The 25669-nt window shown below is 70.3% G+C and carries 23 protein-coding genes and 1 pseudogene; 17 read left to right on the top strand and 7 right to left on the bottom strand.

The window, feature by feature from the left end:
* The first annotated feature begins 75 nt into the window (after positions 1–75).
* From AC07FA_RS28790 to AC07FA_RS28770, 5 genes are all read left to right on the top strand, one after another.
* On the top strand, positions 76–435 hold the full coding sequence (locus AC07FA_RS28790) for a YraN family protein (protein ID WP_479079227.1): 360 nt from the start codon (positions 76–78) through the stop codon (positions 433–435).
* Positions 435–2060 carry a YifB family Mg chelatase-like AAA ATPase gene (locus AC07FA_RS28785; protein ID WP_479079226.1) on the top strand — a complete coding sequence of 542 codons (1626 nt, stop codon included), beginning with the start codon at positions 435–437 and terminating at the stop codon, positions 2058–2060. The genes AC07FA_RS28790 and AC07FA_RS28785 overlap by 1 nt, the downstream gene beginning before the upstream one ends.
* 146 nt (positions 2061–2206) lie before the next feature.
* Positions 2207–3319: a DNA-processing protein DprA gene (gene dprA / locus AC07FA_RS28780; protein WP_479079364.1), complete on the top strand. Its 1113-nt coding sequence runs from the start codon at positions 2207–2209 to the stop codon at positions 3317–3319.
* A 253-nt stretch (positions 3320–3572) separates the two neighbouring features.
* Positions 3573–4409 carry an RNA polymerase sigma factor WhiG gene (gene whiG, locus AC07FA_RS28775; RefSeq protein WP_453527489.1) on the top strand — a complete coding sequence of 279 codons (837 nt, stop codon included), beginning with the start codon at positions 3573–3575 and terminating at the stop codon, positions 4407–4409.
* A 129-nt stretch (positions 4410–4538) separates the two neighbouring features.
* Entirely contained in the window at positions 4539–5096 is a 558-nt protein-coding gene (locus tag AC07FA_RS28770; protein ID WP_479079363.1) for a TetR/AcrR family transcriptional regulator, read from the top strand.
* Positions 5097–5364: 268 nt separating this feature from the next.
* On the opposite strand, the pseudogene AC07FA_RS28765 reads toward AC07FA_RS28770, so the two are convergent.
* Positions 5365–5805: pseudogene (locus AC07FA_RS28765) on the bottom strand (peptidoglycan DD-metalloendopeptidase family protein); the annotation flags it as partial.
* Positions 5806–6083: 278 nt separating this feature from the next.
* Here AC07FA_RS28765 and rpsB point away from each other — a divergent pair.
* From rpsB to AC07FA_RS28715, 10 genes are all read left to right on the top strand, one after another.
* Positions 6084–7007 carry a 30S ribosomal protein S2 gene (gene rpsB / locus AC07FA_RS28760; protein WP_384964667.1) on the top strand — a complete coding sequence of 308 codons (924 nt, stop codon included), beginning with the start codon at positions 6084–6086 and terminating at the stop codon, positions 7005–7007.
* Between the two features lie 96 nt (positions 7008–7103).
* Positions 7104–7940 carry a translation elongation factor Ts gene (tsf, locus tag AC07FA_RS28755; protein WP_479079225.1) on the top strand — a complete coding sequence of 279 codons (837 nt, stop codon included), beginning with the start codon at positions 7104–7106 and terminating at the stop codon, positions 7938–7940.
* A 159-nt stretch (positions 7941–8099) separates the two neighbouring features.
* Positions 8100–8876, top strand: coding sequence for a UMP kinase (pyrH, locus tag AC07FA_RS28750; RefSeq protein ID WP_479079224.1), 777 nt, complete (start codon positions 8100–8102; stop codon positions 8874–8876).
* A gap of 118 nt (positions 8877–8994) precedes the next feature.
* Positions 8995–9552, top strand: coding sequence for a ribosome recycling factor (frr, locus tag AC07FA_RS28745; protein WP_073726823.1), 558 nt, complete (start codon positions 8995–8997; stop codon positions 9550–9552).
* Positions 9552–10634: a phosphatidate cytidylyltransferase gene (locus AC07FA_RS28740; RefSeq protein ID WP_479079223.1), complete on the top strand. Its 1083-nt coding sequence runs from the start codon at positions 9552–9554 to the stop codon at positions 10632–10634. Before frr ends, AC07FA_RS28740 begins: the two co-directional genes overlap by 1 nt.
* A 104-nt stretch (positions 10635–10738) precedes the next feature.
* Complete coding sequence (gene rlmN, locus AC07FA_RS28735) at positions 10739–11845, top strand: dual-specificity RNA methyltransferase RlmN (RefSeq protein WP_479079222.1); 1107 nt, start codon at positions 10739–10741, stop codon at positions 11843–11845.
* A gap of 244 nt (positions 11846–12089) precedes the next feature.
* Positions 12090–13184: a thiamine ABC transporter substrate-binding protein gene (locus tag AC07FA_RS28730; protein ID WP_479079221.1), complete on the top strand. Its 1095-nt coding sequence runs from the start codon at positions 12090–12092 to the stop codon at positions 13182–13184.
* 56 nt (positions 13185–13240) lie between these two features.
* Positions 13241–14854: an ABC transporter permease gene (locus AC07FA_RS28725; protein ID WP_479079362.1), complete on the top strand. Its 1614-nt coding sequence runs from the start codon at positions 13241–13243 to the stop codon at positions 14852–14854.
* 2 nt (positions 14855–14856) lie between these two features.
* Positions 14857–15900 (top strand): ABC transporter ATP-binding protein, encoded by a 1044-nt coding sequence (locus AC07FA_RS28720; RefSeq protein WP_479079220.1) that lies wholly within the window; start codon positions 14857–14859, stop codon positions 15898–15900.
* A gap of 82 nt (positions 15901–15982) precedes the next feature.
* Complete coding sequence (locus tag AC07FA_RS28715) at positions 15983–16435, top strand: SRPBCC family protein (RefSeq protein ID WP_479079219.1); 453 nt, start codon at positions 15983–15985, stop codon at positions 16433–16435.
* A 13-nt stretch (positions 16436–16448) separates the two neighbouring features.
* On the opposite strand, the gene AC07FA_RS28710 is transcribed toward AC07FA_RS28715, so the two are convergent.
* From AC07FA_RS28710 to AC07FA_RS28690, 5 genes are all read right to left on the bottom strand, one after another.
* Positions 16449–17624, bottom strand: coding sequence for a macrolide family glycosyltransferase (locus AC07FA_RS28710; protein WP_479079218.1), 1176 nt, complete (start codon positions 17622–17624; stop codon positions 16449–16451).
* A 234-nt stretch (positions 17625–17858) separates the two neighbouring features.
* A complete protein-coding gene (locus AC07FA_RS28705) occupies positions 17859–19028 on the bottom strand; it encodes a hypothetical protein (protein WP_479079217.1) in 1170 nt (389 codons plus the stop codon).
* Entirely contained in the window at positions 19010–19747 is a 738-nt protein-coding gene (locus tag AC07FA_RS28700; protein ID WP_479079216.1) for an ABC transporter ATP-binding protein, read from the bottom strand. The genes AC07FA_RS28705 and AC07FA_RS28700 overlap by 19 nt, the downstream gene beginning before the upstream one ends.
* Positions 19748–19962: 215 nt before the next feature.
* The gene (locus AC07FA_RS28695) at positions 19963–21342 is read right to left on the bottom strand and encodes an aspartate aminotransferase family protein (RefSeq protein WP_479079215.1); all 1380 of its coding nucleotides are present in this window, start codon (positions 21340–21342) and stop codon (positions 19963–19965) included.
* The gene (locus AC07FA_RS28690) at positions 21327–21833 is read right to left on the bottom strand and encodes an Lrp/AsnC family transcriptional regulator (protein ID WP_479079214.1); all 507 of its coding nucleotides are present in this window, start codon (positions 21831–21833) and stop codon (positions 21327–21329) included. Before AC07FA_RS28690 ends, AC07FA_RS28695 begins: the two co-directional genes overlap by 16 nt.
* A gap of 161 nt (positions 21834–21994) precedes the next feature.
* Here AC07FA_RS28690 and AC07FA_RS28685 point away from each other — a divergent pair, with 161 nt between their 5' ends.
* Entirely contained in the window at positions 21995–23434 is a 1440-nt protein-coding gene (locus tag AC07FA_RS28685) for a gamma-aminobutyraldehyde dehydrogenase (RefSeq protein ID WP_479079213.1), read from the top strand.
* A gap of 182 nt (positions 23435–23616) precedes the next feature.
* On the top strand, positions 23617–24780 hold the full coding sequence (locus AC07FA_RS28680) for a polyamine ABC transporter substrate-binding protein (protein WP_479079361.1): 1164 nt from the start codon (positions 23617–23619) through the stop codon (positions 24778–24780).
* Positions 24781–24809: 29 nt separating this feature from the next.
* On the opposite strand, the gene AC07FA_RS28675 is transcribed toward AC07FA_RS28680, so the two are convergent.
* Entirely contained in the window at positions 24810–25616 is an 807-nt protein-coding gene (locus AC07FA_RS28675; RefSeq protein ID WP_479079212.1) for an SAM-dependent methyltransferase, read from the bottom strand.
* Positions 25617–25669: the final 53 nt, after the last annotated feature.

Raw genomic sequence — 25669 nt, 5'->3', positions numbered from 1 at the left:
CAATCGCTGAGTTGTCCACCAAGATCCACCAGTTCCGGCCCGACGCGGCAGAGTCGGTGCCGGAGGTGGTGCCGAATGAACGCACGGGGGGCACTCGGGCGGTACGGCGAGGATCTGGCGGCTCGGCTGCTGACCGAAGCGGGTATGGCGGTCCTGGCACGCAATTGGCGGTGCCGCGCCGGAGAGATCGACATCGTCGCAGGTGACGGCGATGCCCTGGTCATCTGCGAGGTCAAGACCCGCAGGTCGGGAGCCTTCGAACATCCGATGGCGGCCGTCACACCGGCCAAGGCCGAGCGGCTGCGCAGGCTTGCCGGGATCTGGCTCGACCGGCACGGCGGACCGCCGTCCGGCGGCGTCCGGATCGATCTGGTCGGAGTGATCCTGCCCCGGCGCGGAGCGCCCGTCGCCGAGCATGTGCGGGGGGTGGCCTGATGGGGTTCGCTCGTGCGTGTTCGGTGGCGCTGGTCGGCGTCGAGGGCGTGGTGGTGGAGGTCCAGGCGGATCTGGAACCGGGGGTGGCGGCGTTCACCCTGGTGGGTCTGCCGGACAAGAGCCTGGTGGAGAGCCGGGACCGGGTCAGGGCCGCGGTGGTCAATTCGGGTGCCGAGTGGCCGCAGAAGAAGCTCACGGTGGGCCTCTCCCCGGCGTCGGTACCCAAGAGCGGCAGCGGATTCGATCTCGCTGTCGCGTGTGCCGTGCTCGGTGCGGCGGAACGCATCGACCCGGCGGCCATCGCCGATGTGGTGATGATCGGCGAGCTGGGCCTGGACGGCCGGGTCCGTCCGGTGCGCGGAGTGCTGCCTGCCGTGCTCGCCGCGGCGGAAGCGGGATATCGCCATGTGGTCGTCCCCGAACAGACCGCCGGGGAAGCGGCCCTCGTACCGGGTGTCTCGGTCCTCGGTGTACGGAGCCTGCGGCAGCTGATCGCCGTGCTCGCGGACGAGCCTGTCCCCGAGGAACCGGCGGCGGCCCAGGGACGCCCGGACAGCATGCTGGCCGGGCTGATGATGCCCGGAGCGGGGGTCGGCTCGGGACTCGCCCCGTTCGCGTCACAGGGCAGCGACGGCCACCGCCCCGACCTCGCGGACGTCGCAGGCCAGCACAGGCCGCGCAAGGCTCTTGAGGTGGCGGCCGCGGGGGGCCACCACCTGCTGCTCTCGGGGCCGCCGGGCGCCGGGAAGACCATGCTGGCGGAACGGCTCTCGGCGGTCCTGCCGCAGCTGACCCGTCAGGAATCCCTCGAAGTGACGGCTGTGCACTCGGTGGCGGGCATCCTCCCGCCGGGTGAGCCCTTGGTCACCAGGGCGCCGTACTGCGCACCGCACCACTCGGCGACGATGCAGTCCCTGGTGGGCGGCGGCAACGGACTGCCGAGGCCCGGAGCGGTCTCGCTGGCTCACCGGGGTGTGCTCTTTCTTGACGAGGCACCTGAGTTCTCCGGACGGGCGCTCGACGCGCTGCGACAGCCGCTGGAGTCCGGACACGTGGTGGTCGCCCGCGCGGCCGGGGTGGTGCGGCTTCCCGCCCGGTTCCTGATGGTGCTGGCCGCCAATCCGTGTCCCTGCGGCCGGCACACCCTCAGCGGGGCGGGCTGCGAGTGCCCGCCCTCCATGATCCGGCGCTACCAGTCGAGGCTTTCCGGGCCCCTGCTCGACCGGGTCGACCTGAGGGTCGAGGTGGAACCCGTCAACCGGGCGGATCTCATGGGGCGCGGCGGACGGGGCGAGTCGACCGCCGACGTCGCCGCCCGGGTGCGGGAAGCGAGGGAGCGGGCGGCCGACCGGCTCGCGGGCACCCCGTGGACCACCAACAGCGAAGTGCCGGGCCACGAGCTGCGGACCCGGCTGCTCGCGGCCCCGGGTGCGCTGCTGGCGGCCGAACGCGACATGGAGAGGGGAGCCCTGACGGCCCGGGGACTGGACCGGGTGCTGAGAGTGGCGTGGACGGTCGCGGATCTCCGGGGCGCCGACCGCCCCGACGCCTCGGACATCGCGGTCGCACTGGAGCTGCGGACGGGCATCCAGCGCGGCGTGCCGATGCAGGCAGGGGCGTCGTGAACCGGCTGATGGAGGGGGGTGGCGAAGGGGGGCGGGACCCCCGGGACGCACGGGCGGTGGACGGAGGCTCTGGCGCGTACGCGGAGACCGGGGACCGGACGGCGGGCCGGGACCGGGCGCGGCTGGCGCGGGTGGCTCTGACGCGGATCCTCGAACCGGGTGACGAGCGTGCCGGCCGCTGGCTGCGGGAGACCGGCCCGGTCGAACTGGTCCGCCGGCTCACGGTCGCCGACGGTTCGGCGGAGCGGCTGCCTGGGATGACGGCCGTGCGGCTGGGCGGATACCGCCTGCGGGCCGCGGCGGCCGAACCGGAGCGCGATCTGGCGGCGGTGGCCGCGGTGGGCGGGCGCTTCGTCTGCCCCGGCGACCGGGAGTGGCCGACCCAACTCGACGACCTGGGTGACGCCAGACCGATCGGTCTGTGGGTGCGGGGGCGCTGCGATCTGCGCGTGTGGGCCCTGCGCTCGGTCGCGGTGGTCGGCGCCCGGGCCTGCACACCGTACGGGGCGCATATGGCGGCGAATCTCGGTTCGGGGCTCGCGGAGCGCGGCTGGGTGGTCGTTTCCGGAGCCGCGTTCGGGGTGGACGGGGCGGCGCATCGCGGAGCCCTGGCCGTGGGCGGCGCGACGATGGCGGTGCTCGCCTGCGGGGTGGACGTCACCTATCCGAGGGGTCACGCCGAGTTGATCGGACGTATGGCCGAACAGGGCCTGATCATGGGCGAGTTGCCGCCGGGTGCCCATCCGACGCGCAGCCGGTTCATTCTCCGTAACCGGGTGATCGCCGCCCTGACCAGAGGGACGGTCGTGGTCGAGGCGGAGTACCGCAGCGGCTCGCTGGTGACCGCCCGCAGCGCGCAGCGGCTCGGCCGCTTCACGATAGGGGTGCCGGGTCCGGCGACCAGCGGGTTGTCGGCCGGGGTCCATGAACTCCTGCGCGGCGAGGGCGTGTTGGTGACCGACGCCGCCGAAGTGGCCGAGCTGGTCGGTGACATCGGCGATCTGACCCCCGCCCGGCGGGGTCCGGTGCTGCCCATGGATCTGCTCGACGCCGTGACCGCACGGGTCCTGGAAGCGCTGCCGTACCGAGGCGTCGTGGACGGCCGGGAGGTGGCGCGTACCGCCGGTATCACCGCCGACGAGGCGCTCGGCCGACTGTACGAACTGCACTCACTGGGGTTCGTCGAACGGGAAGGCGACGGATGGTGTTTGACGCCGGGGTCGACACGCAACGGGGACGCGCGGCGAGGCGGTACTTGACCTGGAGCATTCGGGTGAAAAGGTGAGGCCGATGACCTCGGCGGCTCTCTCGGTGATGCCTCCGGGGCCGCGCTCACGGCGACGGCCCCGGATCCCCGTCATGACCGGCGACGCGCGCGATGGGGCAGAATCGCCCGGTGCGGGGCCCCGGTCCTGCGCACACTGCAACACTCCGATCACGCTACGCTCACAAGGATTCCGCACCAGACAGAAGTTCCCCAGCGCTTCACAGCAGAACGGCTCAAGGCACCACATGCCCCAGCACACCTCCGGGTCTGACCGCGCGGCAGTCCCACCAGCCGCGCGTGGCACTGTGCGCCCAGCTGCCCCCTCCTCCCTCGACGAGTTGTGGCGTTCCTACAAGTCCACGGGCGACGGCCGGCTGCGGGAGCAGCTGATCCTGCACTACTCGCCCCTGGTGAAGTACGTCGCGGGCCGGGTGAGCGTGGGGCTGCCGTCCAACGTGGAGCAGGCGGACTTCGTCTCCTCCGGAGTCTTCGGACTCATCGACGCCATCGAGAAGTTCGACATCGAGCGGGCCATCAAGTTCGAGACGTACGCGATCACCCGGATCCGGGGCGCGATGATCGACGAACTCAGGGCGCTGGACTGGATTCCCCGCTCCGTGCGGCAGAAGGCGCGGAATGTGGAACGCGCCTACGCCACGCTGGAGGCGCAGCTGCGGCGCACGCCGTCGGAGGCGGAGGTCGCCGCCGAGATGGGCATCGCGCTGGAGGAACTGCATGCTGTTTTCAGCCAGTTGTCACTGGCCAACGTGGTGGCGCTGGAAGAACTGCTGCACGTCGGCGGCGAGGGCGGCGACCGGCTGAGCCTGATGGACACCCTGGAGGACACGGCCGCCGACAATCCCGTCGAGGTCGCCGAGGACCGTGAGCTCAGACGGTTGCTCGCCCGGGCCATCAACACGCTCCCCGAACGGGAGAAGACGGTCGTCACTCTCTACTACTACGAAGGTCTCACCCTCGCCGAGATCGGCAACGTCCTCGGGGTCACCGAGAGCCGGGTCAGCCAGATCCACACCAAGTCCGTGCTGCAACTCCGGGCGAAGCTGGCCGACGCGGGGCGTTGAACGGTCCCCGCACACCGGCGATCCGGCGCCCGGCCTGGGCGGCTTCGGCCACCTGAACAGAGGCGCGCACCCCCTCCCGAACACCTGCCGCCGTAGAGTGGATACGTGCCCAGGATTCGAGCGGCCTCCGTGGCCGAGCACCGGACCATGCAGCGTGGCGCCCTCCTGGACGCCGCACGCTCCTTGCTGTCCGAGGGCGGTACGGAGGCGTTGACCTTCCCCGCTCTCGCCGAGCGCACGGGGCTCGCCAGGTCCTCCGTCTATGAGTACTTCCGCTCCCGTGCCGCCGTCGTCGAGGAGCTCTGCGCCGTCGACTTCCCCGTCTGGGCGGCCGAGGTCGAGAACGCGATGCAGCGTGCGGGGGCGCCGGAGGACAAGATCGAGGCGTACGTCCGCCGACAGCTCGATCTCGTCGGGGACAGGCGCCACCGGGCCGTCGTGGCGATCTCCGCGAGTGAGCTGGACGCGGGCGCGCGCGAGAAGATCCGGGCCGCGCACGGCGGGCTGATCGCCATGATCGTCGAGGCCCTGAGCGATCTGGGACATACGCAGCCGAGGCTCGCCGCGATGCTGCTGCAGGGTTCGGTGGACGCAGCGGTACGCCGGATCGAGCTGGGCGCGGCCGAGGAACCCGGCGTCGTCGCCGACACGGCCGTCGCCATGATCCTGCGCGGAGTACGGGGCTGACGCCCGCCACGGCCGCGGCCACCGCGAGCACTCCCGCGTGGACGGCATGCCCGGGCATCCCCCGTACGCCGTAGCCCGCTTCCCGGATCTCGGCCGCGGGCCCGGACTCCGCTCCGGCGAAGGGCCGCGGCGCCGGTTCCGGTACGCCGAACACCGGCAGCAACCGGGATGGCCCGCGCCTCAGCAGTGAGGGCGGCAGCAGCGACAGGGGGTCCAGATAGGACCCGCCGCGTTTCAGCCCCCAGTGCAGACAGGCCCCGGGGCAGTGGAAGGGCCCCGGCTCCAGAACCGCCACCGCCTGGCCGGCAGCGACCTCCTCGCCCTGGGCGACCAGGGAGCGCACCGGCTCGTAGGTGGTGCGCAGCGGTGGCTCGCCGCTCCCGGCCACCTCGATGGCCAGCACCCCCCGCCCCGCCACCCGCCCGGCGAACGCCACCCGGCCGGCCGCGGCCGCCAGCACCGGGGCGCCCGGTTCCGCGGCGAGGTCGACGCCGCGGTGGCCCGGCCCGTAGGGCCCGGCGGGCGGCTCCCACCCCCGTACCACCGGGGGGCGGCCGGACAGCGGCCACGAGCGGTCCGGGTCCGGCACGGGCGGCCCGGAGGCGTGGGCCCCGGCGCAGCCGGCCAGCACCGCGAGCAGGGCCGCGGACACGGCGAACAGGACGGCGGCCGGGGAGCGGGACGAGGGAGTTCCAGGTGTGCGGCGCATGACCGCAACGCTGCCCGTCCCCGCGAATCCGCGGGGATCATGAACCAGATCTGTGGACAACGGACGGGTTGTGGACAGCGCCGTCACCCGGCACCCGACGGGTCCCGTACACTTCCTTTGGCGATCCGGGTGACCGGGTCGACTTCGCACGCCCCGCCACCACCCTCTCTGCGGACGGTGGCCGCGCTCCTCGGTCCCTTGTGGCACGGCGCGTCGGGGCGTCAGGCGCGACAGCAATCCTGCGGTCGCGATAACCGAGTACCTCAAGGAGTACGGCCATGGCCGTCGTCACGATGCGGGAGCTGCTGGAAAGCGGCGTCCACTTCGGTCACCAGACCCGTCGTTGGAACCCGAAGATGAAGCGCTTCATCTTCACGGAGCGCAACGGCATCTACATCATCGACCTGCTCCAGTCGCTGTCGTACATCGACCGCGCCTACGAGTTCGTCAAGGAGACCGTCGCCCACGGCGGTTCCATCATGTTCGTCGGCACCAAGAAGCAGGCGCAGGAAGCGATCGCCGAGCAGGCGACGCGCGTGGGCATGCCCTACGTCAACCAGCGCTGGCTCGGCGGCATGCTGACCAACTTCTCCACCGTCTACAAGCGCCTCCAGCGCCTGAAGGAGCTGGAGCTCATCGACTTCGAGGACGTGGCCGCGTCGGGCCTCACCAAGAAGGAGCTCCTGGTTCTCTCGCGCGAGAAGGCCAAGCTGGAGAAGACCCTTGGTGGTATCCGCGAGATGCAGAAGGTGCCCAGCGCCGTCTGGATCGTCGACACCAAGAAGGAGCACATCGCCGTCGGTGAGGCGCGCAAGCTCCACATCCCGGTCGTCGCGATCCTCGACACCAACTGCGACCCCGACGAGGTCGACTACAAGATTCCGGGCAACGACGACGCGATCCGCTCCGTCACCCTGCTCACCCGCGTGATCGCCGACGCCGTCGCCGAGGGCCTCATCGCCCGTTCCGGTGCCGCCACCGGTGACTCGAAGCCGGGCGAGAAGGCCGCCGGCGAGCCGCTCGCCGAGTGGGAGCGCGACCTGCTCGAGGGTGACAAGAAGGCCGACGCCGAGGTCCAGACCTCCGCCGAGACCGAGAAGGTCGCCGACGCCGAGGCCGCCGAGGCCCCTGCCGCCGAGGCCGCTGCCGAGGCGCCCGCCGCCGAGGCCGAGGCTCCGGCCGCGGACGCCGAGCAGGCCTGACCCTTACGGCTCATGACGGCGGGGGCCGGTGCCACAAGCACCGCCCCCGCCGTTCACCCGTAGATCTTTCAGACTTCGAGAGAGACATACAGACTCATGGCGAACTACACCGCCGCTGACGTCAAGAAGCTCCGTGAGCTCACCGGCGCCGGCATGATGGACTGCAAGAAGGCCCTCGACGAGGCCGACGGCAGCGTCGAAGGGGCCGTCGAGGCCCTCCGTATCAAGGGCCAGAAGGGCGTCGCCAAGCGCGAAGGCCGTTCTGCCGAGAACGGCGCCGTCGTCTCCCTCATCTCCGAGGACAAGACCTCCGGCGTTCTGCTCGAGCTGAAGTGCGAGACGGACTTCGTCGCCAAGGGCGAGAAGTTCCAGGCCGTCGCCAACGCGCTGGCCGCGCACGTCGCCGCCACCTCCCCGGCCGACCTCGAGACGCTGCTCGCGTCTGAGATCGAGGCCGGCAAGACCGTCCAGGCGTACGTGGACGAGGCCAACGCCAACCTCGGCGAGAAGATCGTCCTGGACCGCTTCGCGCAGTTCACGGGCGGTTACGTGGCTGCGTACATGCACCGCACCATGCCCGACCTCCCGCCGCAGGTCGGCGTGCTCGTCGAGCTGGACAAGGAGAACGCCGAGGTCGCCAAGGACGTCGCGCAGCACATCACTGCCTTCGCCCCGAAGTATCTCAACCGCGACGAGGTCCCGGCCGAGACGGTCGAGAACGAGCGTCGGGTCGCCGAGGCCACCTCCCGCGAGGAGGGCAAGCCCGAGGCCGCCCTTCCGAAGATCGTCGAGGGTCGGGTCAACGGCTTCTTCAAGGACGTCGTCGTCCTGGAGCAGGCGTTCGCCAAGGACCCGAAGAAGTCCGTCCAGAAGGTCCTGGACGAGGCCGGTGTCAGCCTGAAGCGCTTCGCGCGCATCAAGGTCGGCATCTGAGTCCGTCCGCGAACAACGGTGGACCCCGATAGGGTCTAGTGCAGTCGCTGGCCGCACTCATGCCGGACGACCGCAGATCTGACGAGGAGGCCATTGCCGCTGAGGGACACCAGACCCACCGGCAATGGCCTTCTTCGTATGTGCACGAGGAGAATTTCCATGGACAAGGGCGCGGACGCCACACAGGCCGGCCACAAGCGCGACGAGGGCACGATTTCCGGACGCTTCATGCTGAAGCTTTCGGGGGAGGCGTTCGCCGGCGGCGGGGGCCTCGGTGTCGACCCCGATGTCGTGCACACCATCGCCCGCGAGATCGCAGCGGTCGTACGGGACGGCGCGGAGATCGCGGTAGTGATCGGCGGCGGGAACTTCTTCCGCGGTGCCGAGCTCCAGCAGCGCGGCATGGACCGGGCCCGGTCCGACTACATGGGCATGCTCGGCACCGTTATGAACTGCCTCGCGCTCCAGGACTTCCTGGAGAAGGAAGGCATCGACTCGCGCGTCCAGACCGCCATCACCATGGGCCAGGTCGCGGAGCCGTACATCCCGCTGCGCGCCGTGCGGCACCTGGAGAAGGGGCGCGTCGTCATCTTCGGCGCCGGCATGGGCATGCCGTACTTCTCCACCGACACCACCGCCGCCCAGCGCGCCCTGGAGATCGACGCCAAGGCCCTGCTCATGGGCAAGAACGGGGTGGACGGGGTCTACGACTCCGACCCGAAGACCAACCCCGGCGCGGTGAAGTTCGACGCCCTGGAGTACAGCGAGGTGCTCGCCCGCGATCTCAAGGTCGCCGACGCCACCGCCATCACGCTCTGCCGTGACAACCAGCTGCCGATCCTCGTCTTCGAACTGACCGCCGAAGGCAACATCGCCCGCGCGGTCAAGGGTGAGAAGATCGGCACGCTCGTGAGTGACGAGAGCACCAGGGCCTGACGGCCCCCAAGGATGGACAACGCCTGCCGGTCGGACACCGCGCAGGTGAGGACGCGACGCAGGATGATCCGCAGGGCCCGACGATGCCGGGTCCACTCAAGACACGCAGGAGCACGTGGTGATCGAAGAAATCCTCCTCGAGGCCGAGGAGAAGATGGAGAAGGCCGTTGTCGTCGCGAAAGAGGACTTCGCCGCGATCCGCACCGGCCGTGCGCACCCGGCGATGTTCAACAAGATCGTCGCGGACTACTACGGCGCGCTGACCCCGATCAACCAGCTGGCCTCGTTCTCGGTCCCGGAACCGCGGATGGCCGTGGTGACCCCGTTCGACAAGACCGCACTGCGCAACATCGAGCAGGCGATCCGTGACTCCGACCTCGGCGTCAACCCGAGCAACGACGGCAACATCATCCGTGTGACGTTCCCCGAGCTCACGCAGGACCGCCGCAAGGAGTACATCAAGGTCGCCAAGACCAAGGCCGAGGACTCCAAGATCTCGATCCGCTCCATCCGCCGCAAGGCCAAGGAGACGCTCGACAAGCTCGTCAAGGACAAGGAGTCCGGCGAGGACGAGGTGCGTCGCGCGGAGAAGGAGCTCGACGACACCACCGCGAAGTACGTCGCCCAGGTGGACGAGCTGCTCAAGCACAAGGAAGCCGAGCTGCTCGAAGTCTGATGAACGACTCTTCCTGGGGTGCCCCGCAGGGAGCCGGTTACTGGGGCGCGCCCCAGATGGGAGCCGCCCCGGCGGGTCCTGCATACGATGTGCATGACGCCCAGCAGACTCGGCCCATGCCCATCGTGCCGGACGTTCCCGACGCAGGTAGAGACGCTGACAACCGCGACGACCGGGACAGGGAGGCCGCGCGCGTCAGCGGCCCCCTGTCCCGTGACGAGATGCCGCAGGAGCCCATGTCCACCCCGCCGCAGCCCCCGCCGAAGAAGCGTGCCGGGCGTGATCTCCGCGCCGCCATAGGGGTGGGCGTGGGGCTCGGCGCCGTCATCGTCGCCTCGCTCTTCGTGGTGAAGGCCGTCTTCATCGGTGTGATCGTGGCCGCCGTCGTGGTCGGCCTGTGGGAGCTCACCTCCCGCCTGGAGGAGCGCAAGGGCATCAAGGCGCCCCTCGTCCCGCTCGCGGTCGGTGGCGCGGCCATGGTCGTCGCCGGGTACGTACGCGGGGCGGAGGGTGCCTGGGTGGCCATGGCGCTCACCGCGCTCGCCGTGCTGGTCTGGCGGATGGCCGAACCGCCCGAGGGGTACCTCAAGGACGTCACGGCCGGCGTGTTCGCCGCCTTCTACGTGCCGTTCCTGGCCACCTTCGTCGCGATGCTGCTCACCGCCGACGACGGGGCGCAGCGGGTCCTGACGTTCCTGCTGCTGACCGTGGTCAGCGACACAGGGGCGTACGCGGTGGGCTGGCGCTTCGGCAAGCACAAGCTCGCGCCGCGCATCAGCCCCGGCAAGACCCGCGAGGGCCTGCTCGGTGCCGTGAGTTTCGCCATGGTCGCCGGTGCGCTGTGCATGGAGTTCCTGATCGACGACGGCTCCTGGTGGCAGGGCCTGCTGCTGGGGCTCGCGGTCGCCGCCAGTGCCACCCTCGGTGACCTGGGCGAATCCATGATCAAGCGCGACCTGGGGATCAAGGACATGGGCACGCTGCTGCCCGGCCACGGCGGGATCATGGACCGGCTGGACTCGCTGCTGCCGACCGCGCCCGTGGTCTGGCTGCTGCTGGTGATTTTCGTCGGATCGGCCTGACGTACCGCCTCGGCACACCGTCTGACCTGCAAAGTTATGAGTGAGGGTCCGCTGTCCACAGGACGGCGGGCCCTTCCTCGTCTGTCTGCGACACTGGAAGAACCATGCCAAAGCCCGGAGAACTCACTTTTGTCGCGCCCCGCGGAGCCAAGAAGCCGCCGCGGCATCTCGCCGACCTCACGCCCGACGAGCGCAAGGAAGCAGTCGCCGCGATCGGCGAGAAGCCGTTCCGCGCCAAGCAGCTGTCGCAGCACTACTTCGCGCGGTACGCGCACGACCCGTCGGAGTGGACCAACATTCCGGCCGGTTCGCGCGACGGCCTCGCCGAGGCGCTGTTCCCCGACCTGATGTCCGTGGTGCGGCACATCAGCTGCGACGACGACACCACCCGTAAGACCCTGTGGAAGTTGCATGACGGGACGCTCGTGGAGTCCGTCCTCATGCGCTACCCGGAGCGGGTGACCATGTGCATCTCCTCGCAGGCGGGCTGCGGGATGAACTGCCCGTTCTGCGCCACGGGTCAGGCCGGGCTCGACCGCAATCTGTCCACCGCCGAGATCGTGCACCAGATCGTGGACGGCATGCGGGCGCTGCGTGACGGCGAGGTTCCGGGCGGGCCCGCGCGGCTCTCCAACATCGTCTTCATGGGTATGGGCGAGCCCCTCGCCAACTACAACCGTGTCGTGGGCGCGATCCGCCGGCTGACCGATCCCGAGCCCGACGGGCTGGGGCTCTCGCAGCGCGGGATCACCGTCTCCACCGTGGGCCTGGTGCCGGCGATGCTGCGCTTCGCCGACGAGGGCTTCAAGTGCCGTCTCGCCGTCTCGCTGCACGCCCCGGACGACGAGCTGCGTGACACGCTCGTCCCCGTGAACACGCGCTGGAAGGTGCGGGAGGTGCTGGACGCCGCGTGGGAGTACGAGGCGAAGTCCGGCCGCCGTATCTCCATCGAGTACGCGCTGATCCGCGACATCAACGACCAGGCCTGGCGGGGCGACCGGCTCGGCCGGCTGCTCAAGGGCAAGCGTGTGCACGTCAACCTGATCCCGCTGAACCCGACGCCCGGTTCGAAGTGGACCGCATCGCGGCCCGAGGACGAGAAGGCGTTCGTCGAGGCCATCGCTGCCCACGGCGTGCCGGTCACCGTCCGGGACACCCGCGGTCAGGAGATCGACGGGGCCTGCGGACAGCTGGCGGCATCCGAGCGCTGAGGCGGAGGGCGCCCGGTGTAGCCTGGGCGCCACATTCAACTTCATATTCCGACAGGGGAGCGCCACAGCGCTGAGAGTGCGGCACCAAGGACAGGCTGGCCGCAGACCCTCTGAACCTCGCCCGGGTTATTCCGGGTAGGAAGTTCGGACCTTACTCAAGCTGTTGCGCCCTGCCCGCTCCCCGGTGATCACCGGGGAGCGGGCAGGGCCGCGTCTCTTCCTGGTCACTTCCAGGAGGAATCACATGAGCACCACGAAGAAGATCACCGTGACCGCGGTCGCCGCCGCGCTCGGTGTCACGGCTCTCGCCGGCTGCGGAAGTTCCGACGACGCCTCCGGGGGAGCGAAGGGCTCGGGCTCCAAGACCGTGACGCTGGTCAGCCACGACTCCTTCAACGCCTCGGAGTCCGTCCTGAAGGCGTTCACCAAGGAGACCGGCTACACCGTCAAGGTCCTGAAGAGCGGTGACGCCGGTGCCGCGCTCAACCAGGAGATCCTGACCAAGGGGTCCCCGCGCGGTGACGTGTTCTTCGGTGTCGACAACACGCTGCTCTCCCGCGCCCTGGACAACGGGCTGTTCACTCCGTACGAGGCGAAGGGCCTCGACCGGGTCGCGGACGACGTGCGGCTCGACGGGGACAAGCACCGCGTCACGCCCGTCGACACCGGCGACATCTGCGTCAACTACGACAAGAAGTTCTTCGCGGACAAGAAGCTCGCTCCGCCGCGGTCCTTCGACGATCTGCTGAAGCCCGCGTACAAGAACCTGCTCGTCACCGAGAACGCCGCCACCTCCTCACCCGGTCTCGGCTTCCTCCTCGGCACCGTCGCCGCCTACGGCGAGGACGGCTACGAGGACTACTGGAAGAAGCTGAAGGACAACGGCGTCAAGGTCGTCGACGGCTGGGAGCAGGCGTACAACGACGAGTTCTCCGGTTCGGCCGGCGGCAGGAAGGCCAAGGCCGACCGGCCCCTCGTGGTCTCGTACGCCTCCAGCCCGCCCGTGGAGGTGCTGTACGCGGAGCCGCAGCCGGACGAGGCCCCGACCGGTGTCGCCACCGGGACGTGCTTCCGCCAGATCGAGTTCGCGGGCCTTCTGGACGGCGCGAAGAACGAGGCGGGCGGCAAGGCCCTGCTGGACTTCCTGATCGGCAGGACGTTCCAGGAGGACATGCCGCTGAACATGTTCGTGAACCCGGTCGCGAGCGACGCGAAGCTGCCGGAGCTCTTCACGAAGTTCGGAGCGACGGTCGACAAGCCCGCCACCGTGGCCCCGGAGAAGATCGCCGAGAACCGTGAGCAGTGGGTCCGGTCGTGGTCCTCGCTCGTGGTGAAGTAGCCGGCCGCTCCATGCGTAAAGGTGCGGCGCGCGGGAACGCGGTGCGGCTCGGCCTGATGGCCGTGCCCGTCGCGTTCTTCGCGCTGTTCTTCGCCTATCCCGTCGCCGCGATCGTGGGCCGCGGGCTGAAGGACGCGGGCCGTTGGCAGTTCGGCCGGATCGGTGAGGTGCTGGGCAGGCCTGAGATCCTCGACGTCCTGTGGTTCACCACCTGGCAGGCCCTCGCCTCCACCGCGCTCACCCTGATCCTCGCGCTGCCCGGTGCCTATGTCTTCGCCCGCTTCGACTTCCCCGGCAAGCAACTGCTGCGGGCCGTCGTCACGGTGCCGTTCGTCCTGCCGACCGTGGTCGTCGGGACCGCGTTCCTGGCCCTGCTCGGCCGCGGCGGCTTCCTCGACGAGCTGTGGGGTGTGCGGCTCGACACGACGGTGTGGGCGATCCTGCTCGCCCACGTCTTCTTCAACTACGCCGTGGTCGTCCGGACCGTCGGCGGCCTGTGGTCGCAGCTCGACCCCCGGCAGGAGGAGGCCGCCAGGGTCCTCGGTGCCGGACGGTTCGCGGCCTGGCGGCGGGTGACCCTGCCCGCGCTGGCGCCCGCCGTGGCCGCTGCGGCGCTGATGGTCTTCCTCTTCACGTTCACCTCCTTCGGCGTCGTACAGATCCTCGGCGGCCCGGCCTACTCCACGCTCGAAGTGGAGATCTACCGGCAGACCGCCCAGCTCCTCGATCTGCCGACGGCCGCGGTGCTGACCCTCGTTCAATTCGCCGCGGTCGGCGCGATCCTCGCCGTGCACGCCTGGACCGTACGGCGGCGTGAGACCGCGCTGAAACTGGTCGATCCGGACCAGACCGCCCGCAGGCCGCGCGGTGCCGGGCAGTGGGCGCTGCTGGGCGGGGTGCTGCTGACCGTCCTGGTGCTGATCCTGCTGCCGCTCGGCGTGCTGGTGGAACGCTCCCTGGACGGGCCGGGCGGTTACGGCTTCGCGTTCTACCGCGCCCTGCAGTCCGCCGACGCGAGCGGCTCCACGTTCCTGGTGCCGCCGCTCGAAGCGGTCTGGAACTCGCTGCGGTACGCGCTCGTCGCGACCCTCATCGCGCTCTTCGTCGGCGGGCTCGCCGCGGCGGCGCTGACGCGGCGGGCCGGGCGGCTGGTCCGCGGGTTCGACGCGCTGCTGATGCTGCCGCTCGGGGTGTCCGCGGTGACCGTCGGCTTCGGCTTCCTGATCACGCTCGACAAGCCGCCGCTCGATCTGCGGACGTCCTGGATCCTGGTGCCGCTCGCGCAGGCGCTGGTGGGTGTTCCCTTCGTCGTACGGACCATGCTGCCCGTCCTGCGTGCCGTGGACGGGCGGCTCCGGGAGGCGGCGGCCGTGCTCGGGGCCTCGCCGCTGCGGGCCTGGCGGGAGGTCGATCTGCCGCTCGTGCGCAGGGCGTTGCTGGTCGCGGCCGGTTTCGCGTTCGCCGTCTCGCTCGGCGAGTTCGGGGCGACCGTCTTCATCGCGCGTCCCGACAATCCGACGCTGCCGGTCGCGGTGGCCCGGCTGCTGGGGCGCTCCGGGGAGCTCAACTACGGGCAGGCGATGGCGCTCAGCACGATCCTGATGCTCGTCTGCGCCGTCTCGCTGCTTCTGCTGGAACGTATCCGCACCGACCGATCCGGGGAGTTCTGACGATGCTGACACTGGAATCGGTCACGGTCCGCTTCGGGAAGCGCAAGGCGCTCGACGCGGTGGACCTGGAGGTCGCCGACCACGAGATCGTCTGTGTGCTGGGGCCGAGCGGCAGTGGGAAGTCGACGCTGCTGCGGGTGGTCGCCGGCCTCCAGCCGATGGACGGCGGGCGGGTGCTGCTGGGCGGCGCCGACCAGGCGGGGGTGCCGGTGCACCGGCGGGGCCTCGGGCTGATGTTCCAGGACCACCAGCTGTTCCCGCACCGCGATGTGGGCGCCAATGTCGCCTTCGGACTGCGGATGCACGGTGCCGGGCGGGCCGAGCGGGAGCGCGGAGTGGCCGGGCTGCTCGATCTGGTGGGGCTGCCCGGCGCCGGGCGACGGGCCGTCGCGGCGCTGTCGGGCGGCGAGCAGCAGCGCGTCGCGCTCGCCCGTGCGCTCGCCCCCAGCCCGAAACTGCTGATGCTGGACGAGCCCCTGGGGCAGCTGGACCGCAGTCTGCGCGAACGTCTGGTCGTCGAACTCCGTACGCTGTTCGGCCGCCTGGGTACGACGGTGCTGGCCGTCACGCACGACCAGGGCGAGGCGTTCGCGCTCGCCGACCGGGTCGTGGTGATGCGCGACGGACGGATCGCCCAGACGGGGACCCCGCTGGAGGTCTGGCAGCGGCCCGCTTCCGCGTTCGTCGCCCGTTTCCTCGGCTTCGACAACGTCGTGGACGCCGAGGTGACGGGCACGGTGGCGGACACGGCCTGGGGCAAGGTGGCCGTGCCGGAGAGCGAGTGGCAGGGCCCGTGCGAGCTGCTGGTGCGCCCCGCCGGGGTGCGGATCGGCGCCCCCGATGACGGCCTGCGCTGCACCGTGGGAGTGCGTACGTTCCGGGGGCACCACGTCTCCGTACTGCTGCACCCCGACAGCGGGCCCGTGCTGGAGGCGGAGTGCGCGCTGCGGGACACCCCGCAGGAGGGCGCCGCGGTCGGGGTGACCTTCGATGTGGCGGAGACCGTGGTCCTGGCCCCGGCCGGCCGGGAGGCTGCCGGGCGGTGACCGGCTGGCGGCGTCCCCCGGAGCCTGGTCCCCTGTAAGCGGCAGCACCGCCCGGCCGGAGGCCCAGGAAAGGACCAGGACCATGAACGGGTCAGTACGCGAGGGGATCGACATCGTCCGTGTCTTCGACGCCCCGCGGGAGCGGGTGTTCGAGGCGTGGACGACGCCGGAACGCTTCGCCGCCTGGTACGGAGGCCACGCCGACGTACCGCTCGACCGGGTTTCGATGGATGTCAGGCCGGGCGGGGAGTGGAGCCTGGTCATCGTCGTACCGGGCACCGAGATGCCCTTCCACGGGGTCTACCGCGAGGTGACCGAACCGGAACGGCTGGTCTTCACGCTGAAGGACGCGAGTGCTGCCGACGACGCCGAGGGCGAGATCGTCACCGCCACGTTCACCGGCGGCGGGCGCACCACCGAGATGACCTTCCGGCAGCGCGGCGGCAACCTCACCCCCGAGCAGTACGCGGCGGCGGAGGACGGCTGGGAGGCGTTCTTCGACACCCTCGCCGCCGTCCTCGCGGACCGCCCCTAGGACCGCCCTGCCGTCACCCCAGCATCTCCTCGATGAGACCGGCGGCCCGCGCGGTGCCGCCCTCGGCTCGCGCGTCGGCGCGCAGCGCGGCCGAGCGGCGGGCGACCTCCGGGTCCGAGACCAGTCCGGTCAGAGCGGCCCGCAGGTTCTCGGCGGTGGCTTCGGCGGTGTCGACGCGACGGGCCACTCCCAGTTCGACGAGCCGGTCCGCGTTGATGAACTGGTCGGCGGCCTGCGGGACGGCGATCATGGGAACACCGCTGAACAGCCCCTCACTGCTGCCGCCCATCCCCGCGTGGGTGACGAAGGCGTCGGCCTGCTCCAGAATCGCCCGCTGGGGCACCCAGGAGTGCACCTCGACATTGGACGGGACGGCCCCGAGTTCCGCCGGGTCGGTGTACTTCCCGATCTGGAGCACGACATGCCAGCCCGGCAGGTCCCCGTATGCGGCCACGCACGTGCGGTAGAACTCCGCCTGGCGGGTGTACGCCGAGCCGAGGGAGATCAGGAGCACGTTCCCGGCGTCGGCCGGACGCGTCCAGCTCTCCTCGTCCCCGAGGGGTCCGAAACAGGGGCCGACGAACGTCACCGTGCTGGTGTCGACCCGGTCCGCCCGTGGCTGCATCGCCCGGGGGATCAGGGCCAGGGCCCTGGAGGGACGGCCGGAGAAGGCGTCGACGTCCGTCGTGGACGCCCCGCTCTCCGTGAGCCATCGGGTGAACCTCGCCCGGTGGCCGTCGGCACCCGGCAGCGCCCACACCTGCGCCCCGACCTCCTGGTCGTAGCCGTCCCAGGCCACGAAGGTCGGGGACAGCTGCATCAGGGGACGGTGCTGTGCCTCGGCGAGCGCCCGCGCGGCGTAGGCGCCGATGTCGTAGAGGTAGAGGTCCGCCGGGTCGGAGCCGTAGGCGGCGCGCAGCTGGGGGAGTGCCTGGACGGCGTCGTCGAGGAAGAGGTTCATCACGGCGATCGGGTCGTCGGGCCAGGCGTTGTCGGCGACCGGCAGCACGGAGTGGCAGGGGACGAACTCGGCGCCGGTGGATGTGATGAGCCCGGCCACCGCCGGATCGTTGGCGTAGGTCACCCGGTGGCCGCGGGCGACCAGTTCGCGGATGACCTGGAGGCTGGGCAGGACGTGACTGACGATGGGAATGCCGGCCATCGCGATATGGGCGGGGCGACGTGACATGGAGGATCACTCGTTTCAGGTCTACGGCAGAAGGACACGGCGAACCGGTGCGCCGGCCGCAGCGAGAGACGGGGCCTTTCGCGGGGGCGCACACGGGTGGCGGAACGGCGGCGGGAGGCCGCCGTCCGGCGTGTCAGCCGTAGATCTGAGGGAAACGCATGCCCGCCACCATAGAGCCTGTCGTTCCGGAGAGGCCAGGCATTTGATGGGGGCGCCTGCTGCCGTGCCGACCCGTCAGGCGGTCAGGGGCAGTGCCGCGAGTTCCGCCACCGCCCAGGTCAGCGGGGCGAACACGGCCAGCAGCGCGCCCGCGCGCAGTGCGGTGGCGCTGCGCAGCGCCGATGCGGGGGCGCCCATTCTGAGCAGCGCGTCGGCGGTCCGGACGCGGGACTGTTTCGCCTCCAGCGCGGAGGTGAGCAGCGTCGCGGTCGTACAGGCGAGGACGAGCGCCGCACCGAGCGCGGTGAGGGGACCGAAGGGGCGGGGGCCCGTCCCGTACAGCGTGGCGGCCGCGATCACTCCGGACAGCACCGCGCAGACGACCCCGATCGGGCGGCCGATCCGGCGCGCCTCGTCCATCAGGACCCGGCCCGCCAGCAGTCGTACGGCGCCCGGGCGCACCGCCTGGAGCAGCTGTCCGCAGAGGTAGGTGAGGCCGGGGCCGGCCATGGCCAGGCCGATGGCCGTCAGCGTCCAGCCCGCGAGTACGCCGGCCGGGGCGGCGTCCAGCCTGCCCGGCAGCGGGAACGGGCTGCCCGCCGTTCCCCGGCTCGCGTACGCCTCGACCGCGAGACCGGCCGCCGTCAGGGCGACGCCCCACGGCAGACCGGAGGGCGGCTGCGCCGGGACCGGCTCCTCGACGGCGTCGGCGGCGGTGTCGGTGGAGGGGGTCACGGGCCGGGAACGCAGCGCGAGCGCGCTGGCGACCGCCGAGGCCACCGGTACGAGGGCGAGGAGGGTGAGGGCGGCCGCCAGGGGCAACGGGGCGTCCGCGCCCAGCAGTTCGGCGGCGCCGCCGTCGAACGGCAGACCTGTCAGATCGCCGCGCAGGTGGAGGAAGAGGAGCAGGGCCACCATCGAACCGAGCGTGGTGGAGACCGCGGTGGAGACGGCCGCGAGCACGGAGAGCCTGACCGGACCGAGCCCGACGGCGGAGAGACCGGGGCGGGGCCGGGTGCCCGGATCCGTCCGGGCCACCGCGACGGCGAACTGCACGGTGGCCGCCAGCGGCACGAGGCACCACAGCAGCCGCAGCACCGATCCGGTGGCCTGTGCCGGATGCCCGGAGGCGTACCCCAGGGTGCAGAGCAGCAGGAAGCCGACCCCGGCCGATGCCGCGGCGACGAGCAGCCGCCGGATCAGGACCAGGGGATGCGTACCGCGGGTCAGACGGAGAGCGAGCACGCCGAGCGGCCCTCCGTATCGGATACGGCGGGCAGGGTGACGGTGCTGACGCGGCGGCCGTCCAGCAGGGCGACCGCGCGGTCGGCGAGGGCGGCGACCTCCACGTCATGGGTGGCGAGGACGACCGTGATGCCGTGCGAGCGGGCCGCGGTCGTCAGGGTGCGCAGGAGCTGCGTACGGTCGGCGCTGTGGAGTGACGCGGTCGGCTCGTCGGCGAAGATCACCGAAGGCGAGGCGGTCAGCGCCCGGGCGACGGAGACCCGCTGGCGCTGCGCCTGGAGCAGCGCGTGCGGACGCTTCTTGGCGAACATGGCGATGTCGAGGCGCTCCAGCCACTCCAGCGCGGCCTTCTTGGCCGCCCGGTGCGAGGTGCCCCGCAGGAGCAGCGGGAGGGCCGCGTTCTCCCAGGTGGTCAGTTCGGGTACGAGCTGGGGCTCGGGGGAGATCCAGGCGAAGCGTTCGCGGCGCAGCTGTTCGCGCAGGCGCGGGCCCATGGTGTGGATGGGGACGCTGTTGAACCAGACCTCACCCTGCTCGGGCACCAGCTGTCCGGACAGACAGCGCAGCAGCGTGGTCTTCCCACTGCCGCGCGGCCCCGTCACGGCCAGGATCTCTCCGTCGCGGATACCGACGGAGACACCACCGAGGCCGGGCGAGCCGTTGTGGGAGTGGTGCAGGGAACGCGCCCAGATCACGTCGTTGTCCGGCGGGGCCACCATGGCGTACACCTCGGTTCAGTTCAGTTTTCCCGTCCCCCGTACGGGGGAACGAAGACGCGGCCGATCGGTCACTCGGCACGGTAGGCAGCCCGGCCCGGGTGTGCGCACAGCACGCGGCCCGGATGCGCTCCTTCTCACTCGAAAGGCGTATCCGGGCCGCGTGGACCGTATGAAATGACCGCTGGAACGTCGTCAGCCAGTGGTCACCGTCGGGGTCAGAGCTTCGTCCACGCCTCCGTGAGCACCGAGCGCAGGATGCCCTCGATCTCGTCGAAGGTCGACTGGTCGGAGATCAGCGGCGGCGCGAGCTGGATGACCGGGTCGCCACGGTCGTCGGCCCGGCAGTACAGACCGTTCTCGTACAGCGCCTTGGAGAGGAAGCCGTACAGGACGCGCTCGGTCTCCTCGTCGGTGAAGGTCTCCTTGGTGGCCTTGTCCTTCACCAGCTCGATGCCGTAGAAGAAGCCGTTGCCGCGGACGTCGCCGACGATCGGCAGGTCGTGGAGCTTCTGCAGCGTCTTGAGGAACGAGCTCTCGGTGTCGAGGACGTGCTGGTTGAGACCCTCACGCTCGAACAGGTCGAGGTTGGCGATACCGACGGCCGCGGAGACCGGGTGGCCACCGAAGGTGTAGCCGTGCAGGAAGGTGTTGCCACCCTTGTAGAACGGCTCGGCCAGGCGGTCGGAGACGATGCACGCGCCGATCGGGGAGTAGCCCGAGGTCATGCCCTTGGCGCAGGTGATCATGTCCGGCACGTAGTCGAACTTGTCGCACGCGAACATCGTGCCGAGGCGGCCGAAGGCGCAGATCGTCTCGTCCGAGACGAGCAGCACGTTGTACTGGTCACAGATCTCGCGGACCCGCTGGAAGTACCCGGGCGGCGGCGGGAAGCAGCCACCGGCGTTCTGCACGGGCTCCAGGAAGACCGCGGCGACGGTCTCGGGGCCCTCGAAGAGGATCTCCTGCTCGATCTGGTCGGCGCACCAGCGGCCATAGGCCTCCGGGTCGTCGGCGTGGATCGTGGCGCGGTAGATGTTGGTGTTCGGCACCTTGTGAGCGCCGGGAACCAGCGGCTCGAAGGGGGCCTTCAGGGCGGGCAGGCCCGTGATGGACAGGGCGCCCTGCGGGGTGCCGTGGTACGCCACCGCGCGGGAGATGACCTTGTACTTGGTCGGCTCGCCGGTGAGCTTGAAGTACTGCTTCGCCAGCTTCCACGCGGTCTCGACGGCCTCGCCGCCACCAGTCGTGAAGAAGACCTTGTTCAGGTCGCCCGGGGCGTAGTCCGCGAGACGCTCTGCGAGCTCGACGGCCTTCGGGTGCGCGTACGACCACACCGGGAAGAAGGCCAGCTCCTGCGCCTGCTTGTACGCCGTCTCGGCGAGCTCGTGACGGCCGTGGCCGGCGTTGACCACGAACAGGCCCGAGAGGCCGTCGAGGTAGCGCTTGCCCTTGTCGTCGAAGATGTAGGTGCCCTCGCCACGCACGATGGTGGGAACGGGCGCGTTCTCGTAGTCCGACATGCGGGTGAAGTGCATCCACAGGTGGTCGTACGCGGTTCGGCTGAGGTCCTTGCTCACGGCTATCGGGTTCCCCACATATAGGTCTGCTTCTTGAGCTTGAGGTAGACGAAGCTCTCGGTGGAGCGCACACCGGGAATGGCCCGGATGCGTTTGTTGATCGTCTCCAGCAGGTGGTCGTCGTCCTCGCAGACGATCTCCACCATCAGGTCGAACGAGCCCGCGGTCATGACCACGTACTCGCACTCGGCCATGGCCGCCAGGGCTTCCGAGACGGGGTCGAGGTCTCCCTCGACATTGATGCCGACCATCGCCTGCCGGCGGAGTCCCACGGTGAGCGGGTCCGTGACGGCGACGATCTGCATCACGCCCTGGTCGAGCAGCTTCTGGACGCGCTGGCGTACAGCCGCTTCGGACAGGCCGACGGCCTTGCCGATCGCGGCGTACGGACGGCGTCCGTCCTCCTGGAGCTGCTCGATGATTGCGAGAGAGACGGCATCGACCGTCGGGGACGATCCGTTCCCGGTCCTGGAGTCTGCGCTGCGACTGGCCACAGACCCACCATGCACCGGGACTCGTCTGTCTGGCAAGCCCAGATCGATGAAATTCGTTGTTTGAAGGCCTGGATCTCACTGAATCCGAAGTTGGGGGACTGCGGGTATGTCGAAAGCGTCGCCGAAGCGATTAGGGTGGAATCTCATCCATCGGACAGCCGACAGGAGGGGTGGTTGTGACCACCGAGGTGCGCCGTCTGCGCAACTACATCAACGGAGAGTTCCGGGACGCCGCGGACGGGCGGACCATCGACGTGGTCAACCCGGTGACGGAAGAGGTCTACGCGACTTCCCCGCTCTCCGGACAGGCCGACGTCGATGCCGCCATGGAGGCGGCAGCCGCCGCTTTCCCCGCCTGGCGTGACGTCACGCCGGCCGAGCGCCAGAAGGCCCTGCTCAAGATCGCGGACGCCTTCGAGGAGCGTGCCGAGGACCTCATCGCGGCCGAGTCGGAGAACACGGGCAAGCCGCTGGAGCTCACCCGTACCGAAGAAGTCCCGCCGATGGTGGACCAGATCCGCTTCTTCGCGGGCGCCGCCCGGCTGCTCGAAGGCCGCTCGGCGGGCGAGTACATGGAGGGCCTGACCTCCATCATCCGCCGCGAGCCGGTGGGCGTGTGCGCCCAGGTCGCGCCGTGGAACTACCCGATGATGATGGCCGTGTGGAAGTTCGCCCCGGCGCTCGCCGCGGGCAACACCGTCGTCATCAAGCCGTCCGACACCACCCCGGCGTCGACCGTGCTGATCGCCGAGATCATCGGCCAGATCCTCCCCAAGGGCGTCTTCAACGTCATCTGCGGCGACCGTGACACCGGCCGCGCGATGGTCGAGCACCCGACCCCGGCGATGGCCTCCATCACCGGCTCGGTACGGGCCGGCATGCAGGTCGCCGAGTCCGCGGCCAAGGACGTCAAGCGCGTTCACCTGGAGCTCGGCGGCAAGGCGCCCGCCGTGGTCTTCGAGGACAGCGACATCGCCAAGGCCGTCGAGGGCATCTCCGTCGCGGGCTTCTTCAACGCCGGCCAGGACTGCACGGCCGCGACCCGCGTCCTGGTCCACGAGTCGATCCACGACGAGTTCGTCACCGCGCTCGCCAAGGCCGCGGCCGACACGAAGACCGGGCTGCCGGACGACGAGGACGTGCTCTACGGCCCGCTCAACAACGCCAACCAGCTGAAGCAGGTCAGCGGCTTCATCGAGCGCCTCCCCGCCCACGCCAAGGTCGAGGCGGGCGGTCAGCGGGTCGGTGACAAGGGCTACTTCTACGCCCCGACCGTGGTCTCCGGCCTCAAGCAGGACGACGAGATCATCCAGAACGAGGTCTTCGGCCCGGTCATCACCGTCCAGTCGTTCTCGGACGAGGCCCAGGCGCTGGAGTTCGCGAACGGCGTCGAGTACGCGCTGGCGTCCTCGGTGTGGACCAAGGACCACTCCCGCGCCATGCGGATGTCCAAGAACCTCGACTTCGGCTGTGTGTGGATCAACACCCACATCCCGCTCGTCGCCGAGATGCCGCACGGCGGATTCAAGAAGTCCGGCTACGGCAAGGACCTCTCCGCCTACGGCTTCGAGGACTACACCCGCATCAAGCACGTCATGACGTCGCTCGACGACTGACCGGCGTACCGCACAGCGGTTTCACGGCCCCGGGCTCGCGCCCGGGGCCGTTCCCCTTTCCCGTTCCCCGCGCCATCGACAGGGTGTGCGGACCGGGCACGTCCCGCTGGACGGTTGGTCCATTGCCCGCCGCGCCGGCCGGACGGCATCCTGCGCAGGTGCGAGCGATGTCGAAACACCCCATGCCCCGCCGTTCCCTGCTGCGTTCCCTCGGGGCGGGCGCGGCCGGTGCCGCGCTGGCCGGCTGCGGGGTGCCCGCCGCCTACGTCGAGCCGGGTGACCGCGCCGGCCGCGACACCTCGGACAGCGACCGCTCCCTGCACTTCGCCAACTGGCCCCTGTACATCGACACCGACGACACGGACGAGTCCCGGCGGCCCACTCTGGACGCGTTCACGCAGCGCACCGGGATCTCCGTCGCGTACACCGAGGAGATCAACGACAACGACGAGTTCTTCGGGAAGATCAGCCCCGCGCTGATGAACCACCAGCGCACCGGCCGGGACCTGATCGTCATCAGCGACTGGATGGCCGCCCGGTTCGTACGGCTGGGCTGGGTGCAGGAGATGGACCGGGCGAAGCAGCCCAACGTCGCCAAGTACCTGGACCCGCAGCTGAGTTCTCCCGCCTTCGACGAGGGCCGCACGCACAGCGTCCCCTGGCAGTCCGGGATCACCGGCATCGCGTACAACCGGAGGAAGCTCGGCCGCGAGATCCAGCACACGAGCGATCTGTGGGCGGACGACCTGCGCGGGAAGGTGACGCTGCTCTCCGGGCTCGACGAGTCCTTCGCGCTGCTGATGCAGGGCAACGGGGCCGACATCACCCGCTGGACGGCCGACGACTTCCACGAGATGTGCGAGCAGGTGGACAAGCTGGTCAGGTCCAGGCACATCCGCCGCTTCACGGGCAACGACTACATCAAGGACCTGTCCACCGGCGATGTCCTGGCCTGCCAGGCGTACTCCGGCGATGTCATCCAGCTCCAGGCCGACAACCCGGACATCGAGTTCGTGGTGCCGCGGGAAGGGGCGGAGCTGTGGTCCGAGAGCCTGATGATCCCCAACCTCGCCGGCCACAAGCGCAACGCGGAGAAGCTCGTCGATCACTACTACGAGCCGGAGGTGGCCGCCGAACTGGCGACCTGGGTCAACTACGTCTGCCCGGTCCCCGCGGCCCGCGACGTGCTGGCCTCCTCGCGGGACGAGGAGACCGCCGCGCTCGCCGAGGACCCGCTGATCTTCCCCGACGACGCGATGCGCGAGCGGCTCGCCATCGCCAGGGACATCACATCCGAGGAACGGTCCGGCTTCGCGAAGAAGTGGAACTCCATCGTCGGTCTTTAGGCGGGCCCCGGCCGGTGCCCCCTCGCCCCCTACGGCTTGCGGCCCACCGCGCCGAACTGGGCGACCTCGTCCGCCGGGCCGCCGGGTTCGGCACGCCACCGGGCGCAGGACACGATGCCGGGCTCCAGGACCTCCAGACCGTCCAGGAACGCGGCGAACTCGGCGCGGGTACGGGCGGTGATCGGCGGGGTGGCGTTCTCGTTCCAGAAGCGCATCGCCGCCTCGTTGCCCTCGCCGCCCAGCTCCAGCGTGGGGTGGGTGAGCACCAGATAGCTGCCGGACGGCATCGCGTCCATCAGCTTCCGTACGATGCCGAGCGCCTCACCGGTGTCCAGGACGAAGTTCAGGATGCCCAGCATCATCACCGCGACCGGCTGCTTCAGGTTCAGCGTCGGCTCGACGGAGCGCAGGATCCGCTCGGGGTCGTGGGCGTCCGCGTCGATGTACTCGGTGGCGCCCTCGGGGGAGCTGGTGAGCAGCGCCCGCGCGTGCGCCAGCACGATCGGGTCGTTGTCGACGTACACGACGCGGGAGCCCGGCGCGGTGTGCTGCGCGATCTCGTGGGTGTTGTTGAAGGTCGGCAGGCCCGTGCCGATGTCCAGGAACTGGGTGACGCCCCGGTCCCCGGCCAGGTGCCGCACCACCCGGCCGAGGAACGCCCGGTCGGCGCGGGCCACTTCACCGATGCTCGGGAACATGCCGGTGACCTGGTCGCCTACCGCCCGGTCCACGGGGTAGTTGTCCTTGCCGCCCAGCCAGTAGTTCCACACCCGGGCGTTGTGCGCGATGTCGGAACGGACGCGGGCGGGGACGGAATCGGTGCTGGGGTCGGTCACGTCTGCTCCTCTGGTGCCGGGCCGGGCATCACGGGCGATGCCGCGCCGTCCAT

The sequence above is a fragment of the Streptomyces sp. NPDC045968 genome, from assembly GCF_056430475.1.
The sequence above is the reverse complement of the archived record's forward strand: the minus strand, read 5'-3'. Positions and strand labels throughout refer to the sequence as shown.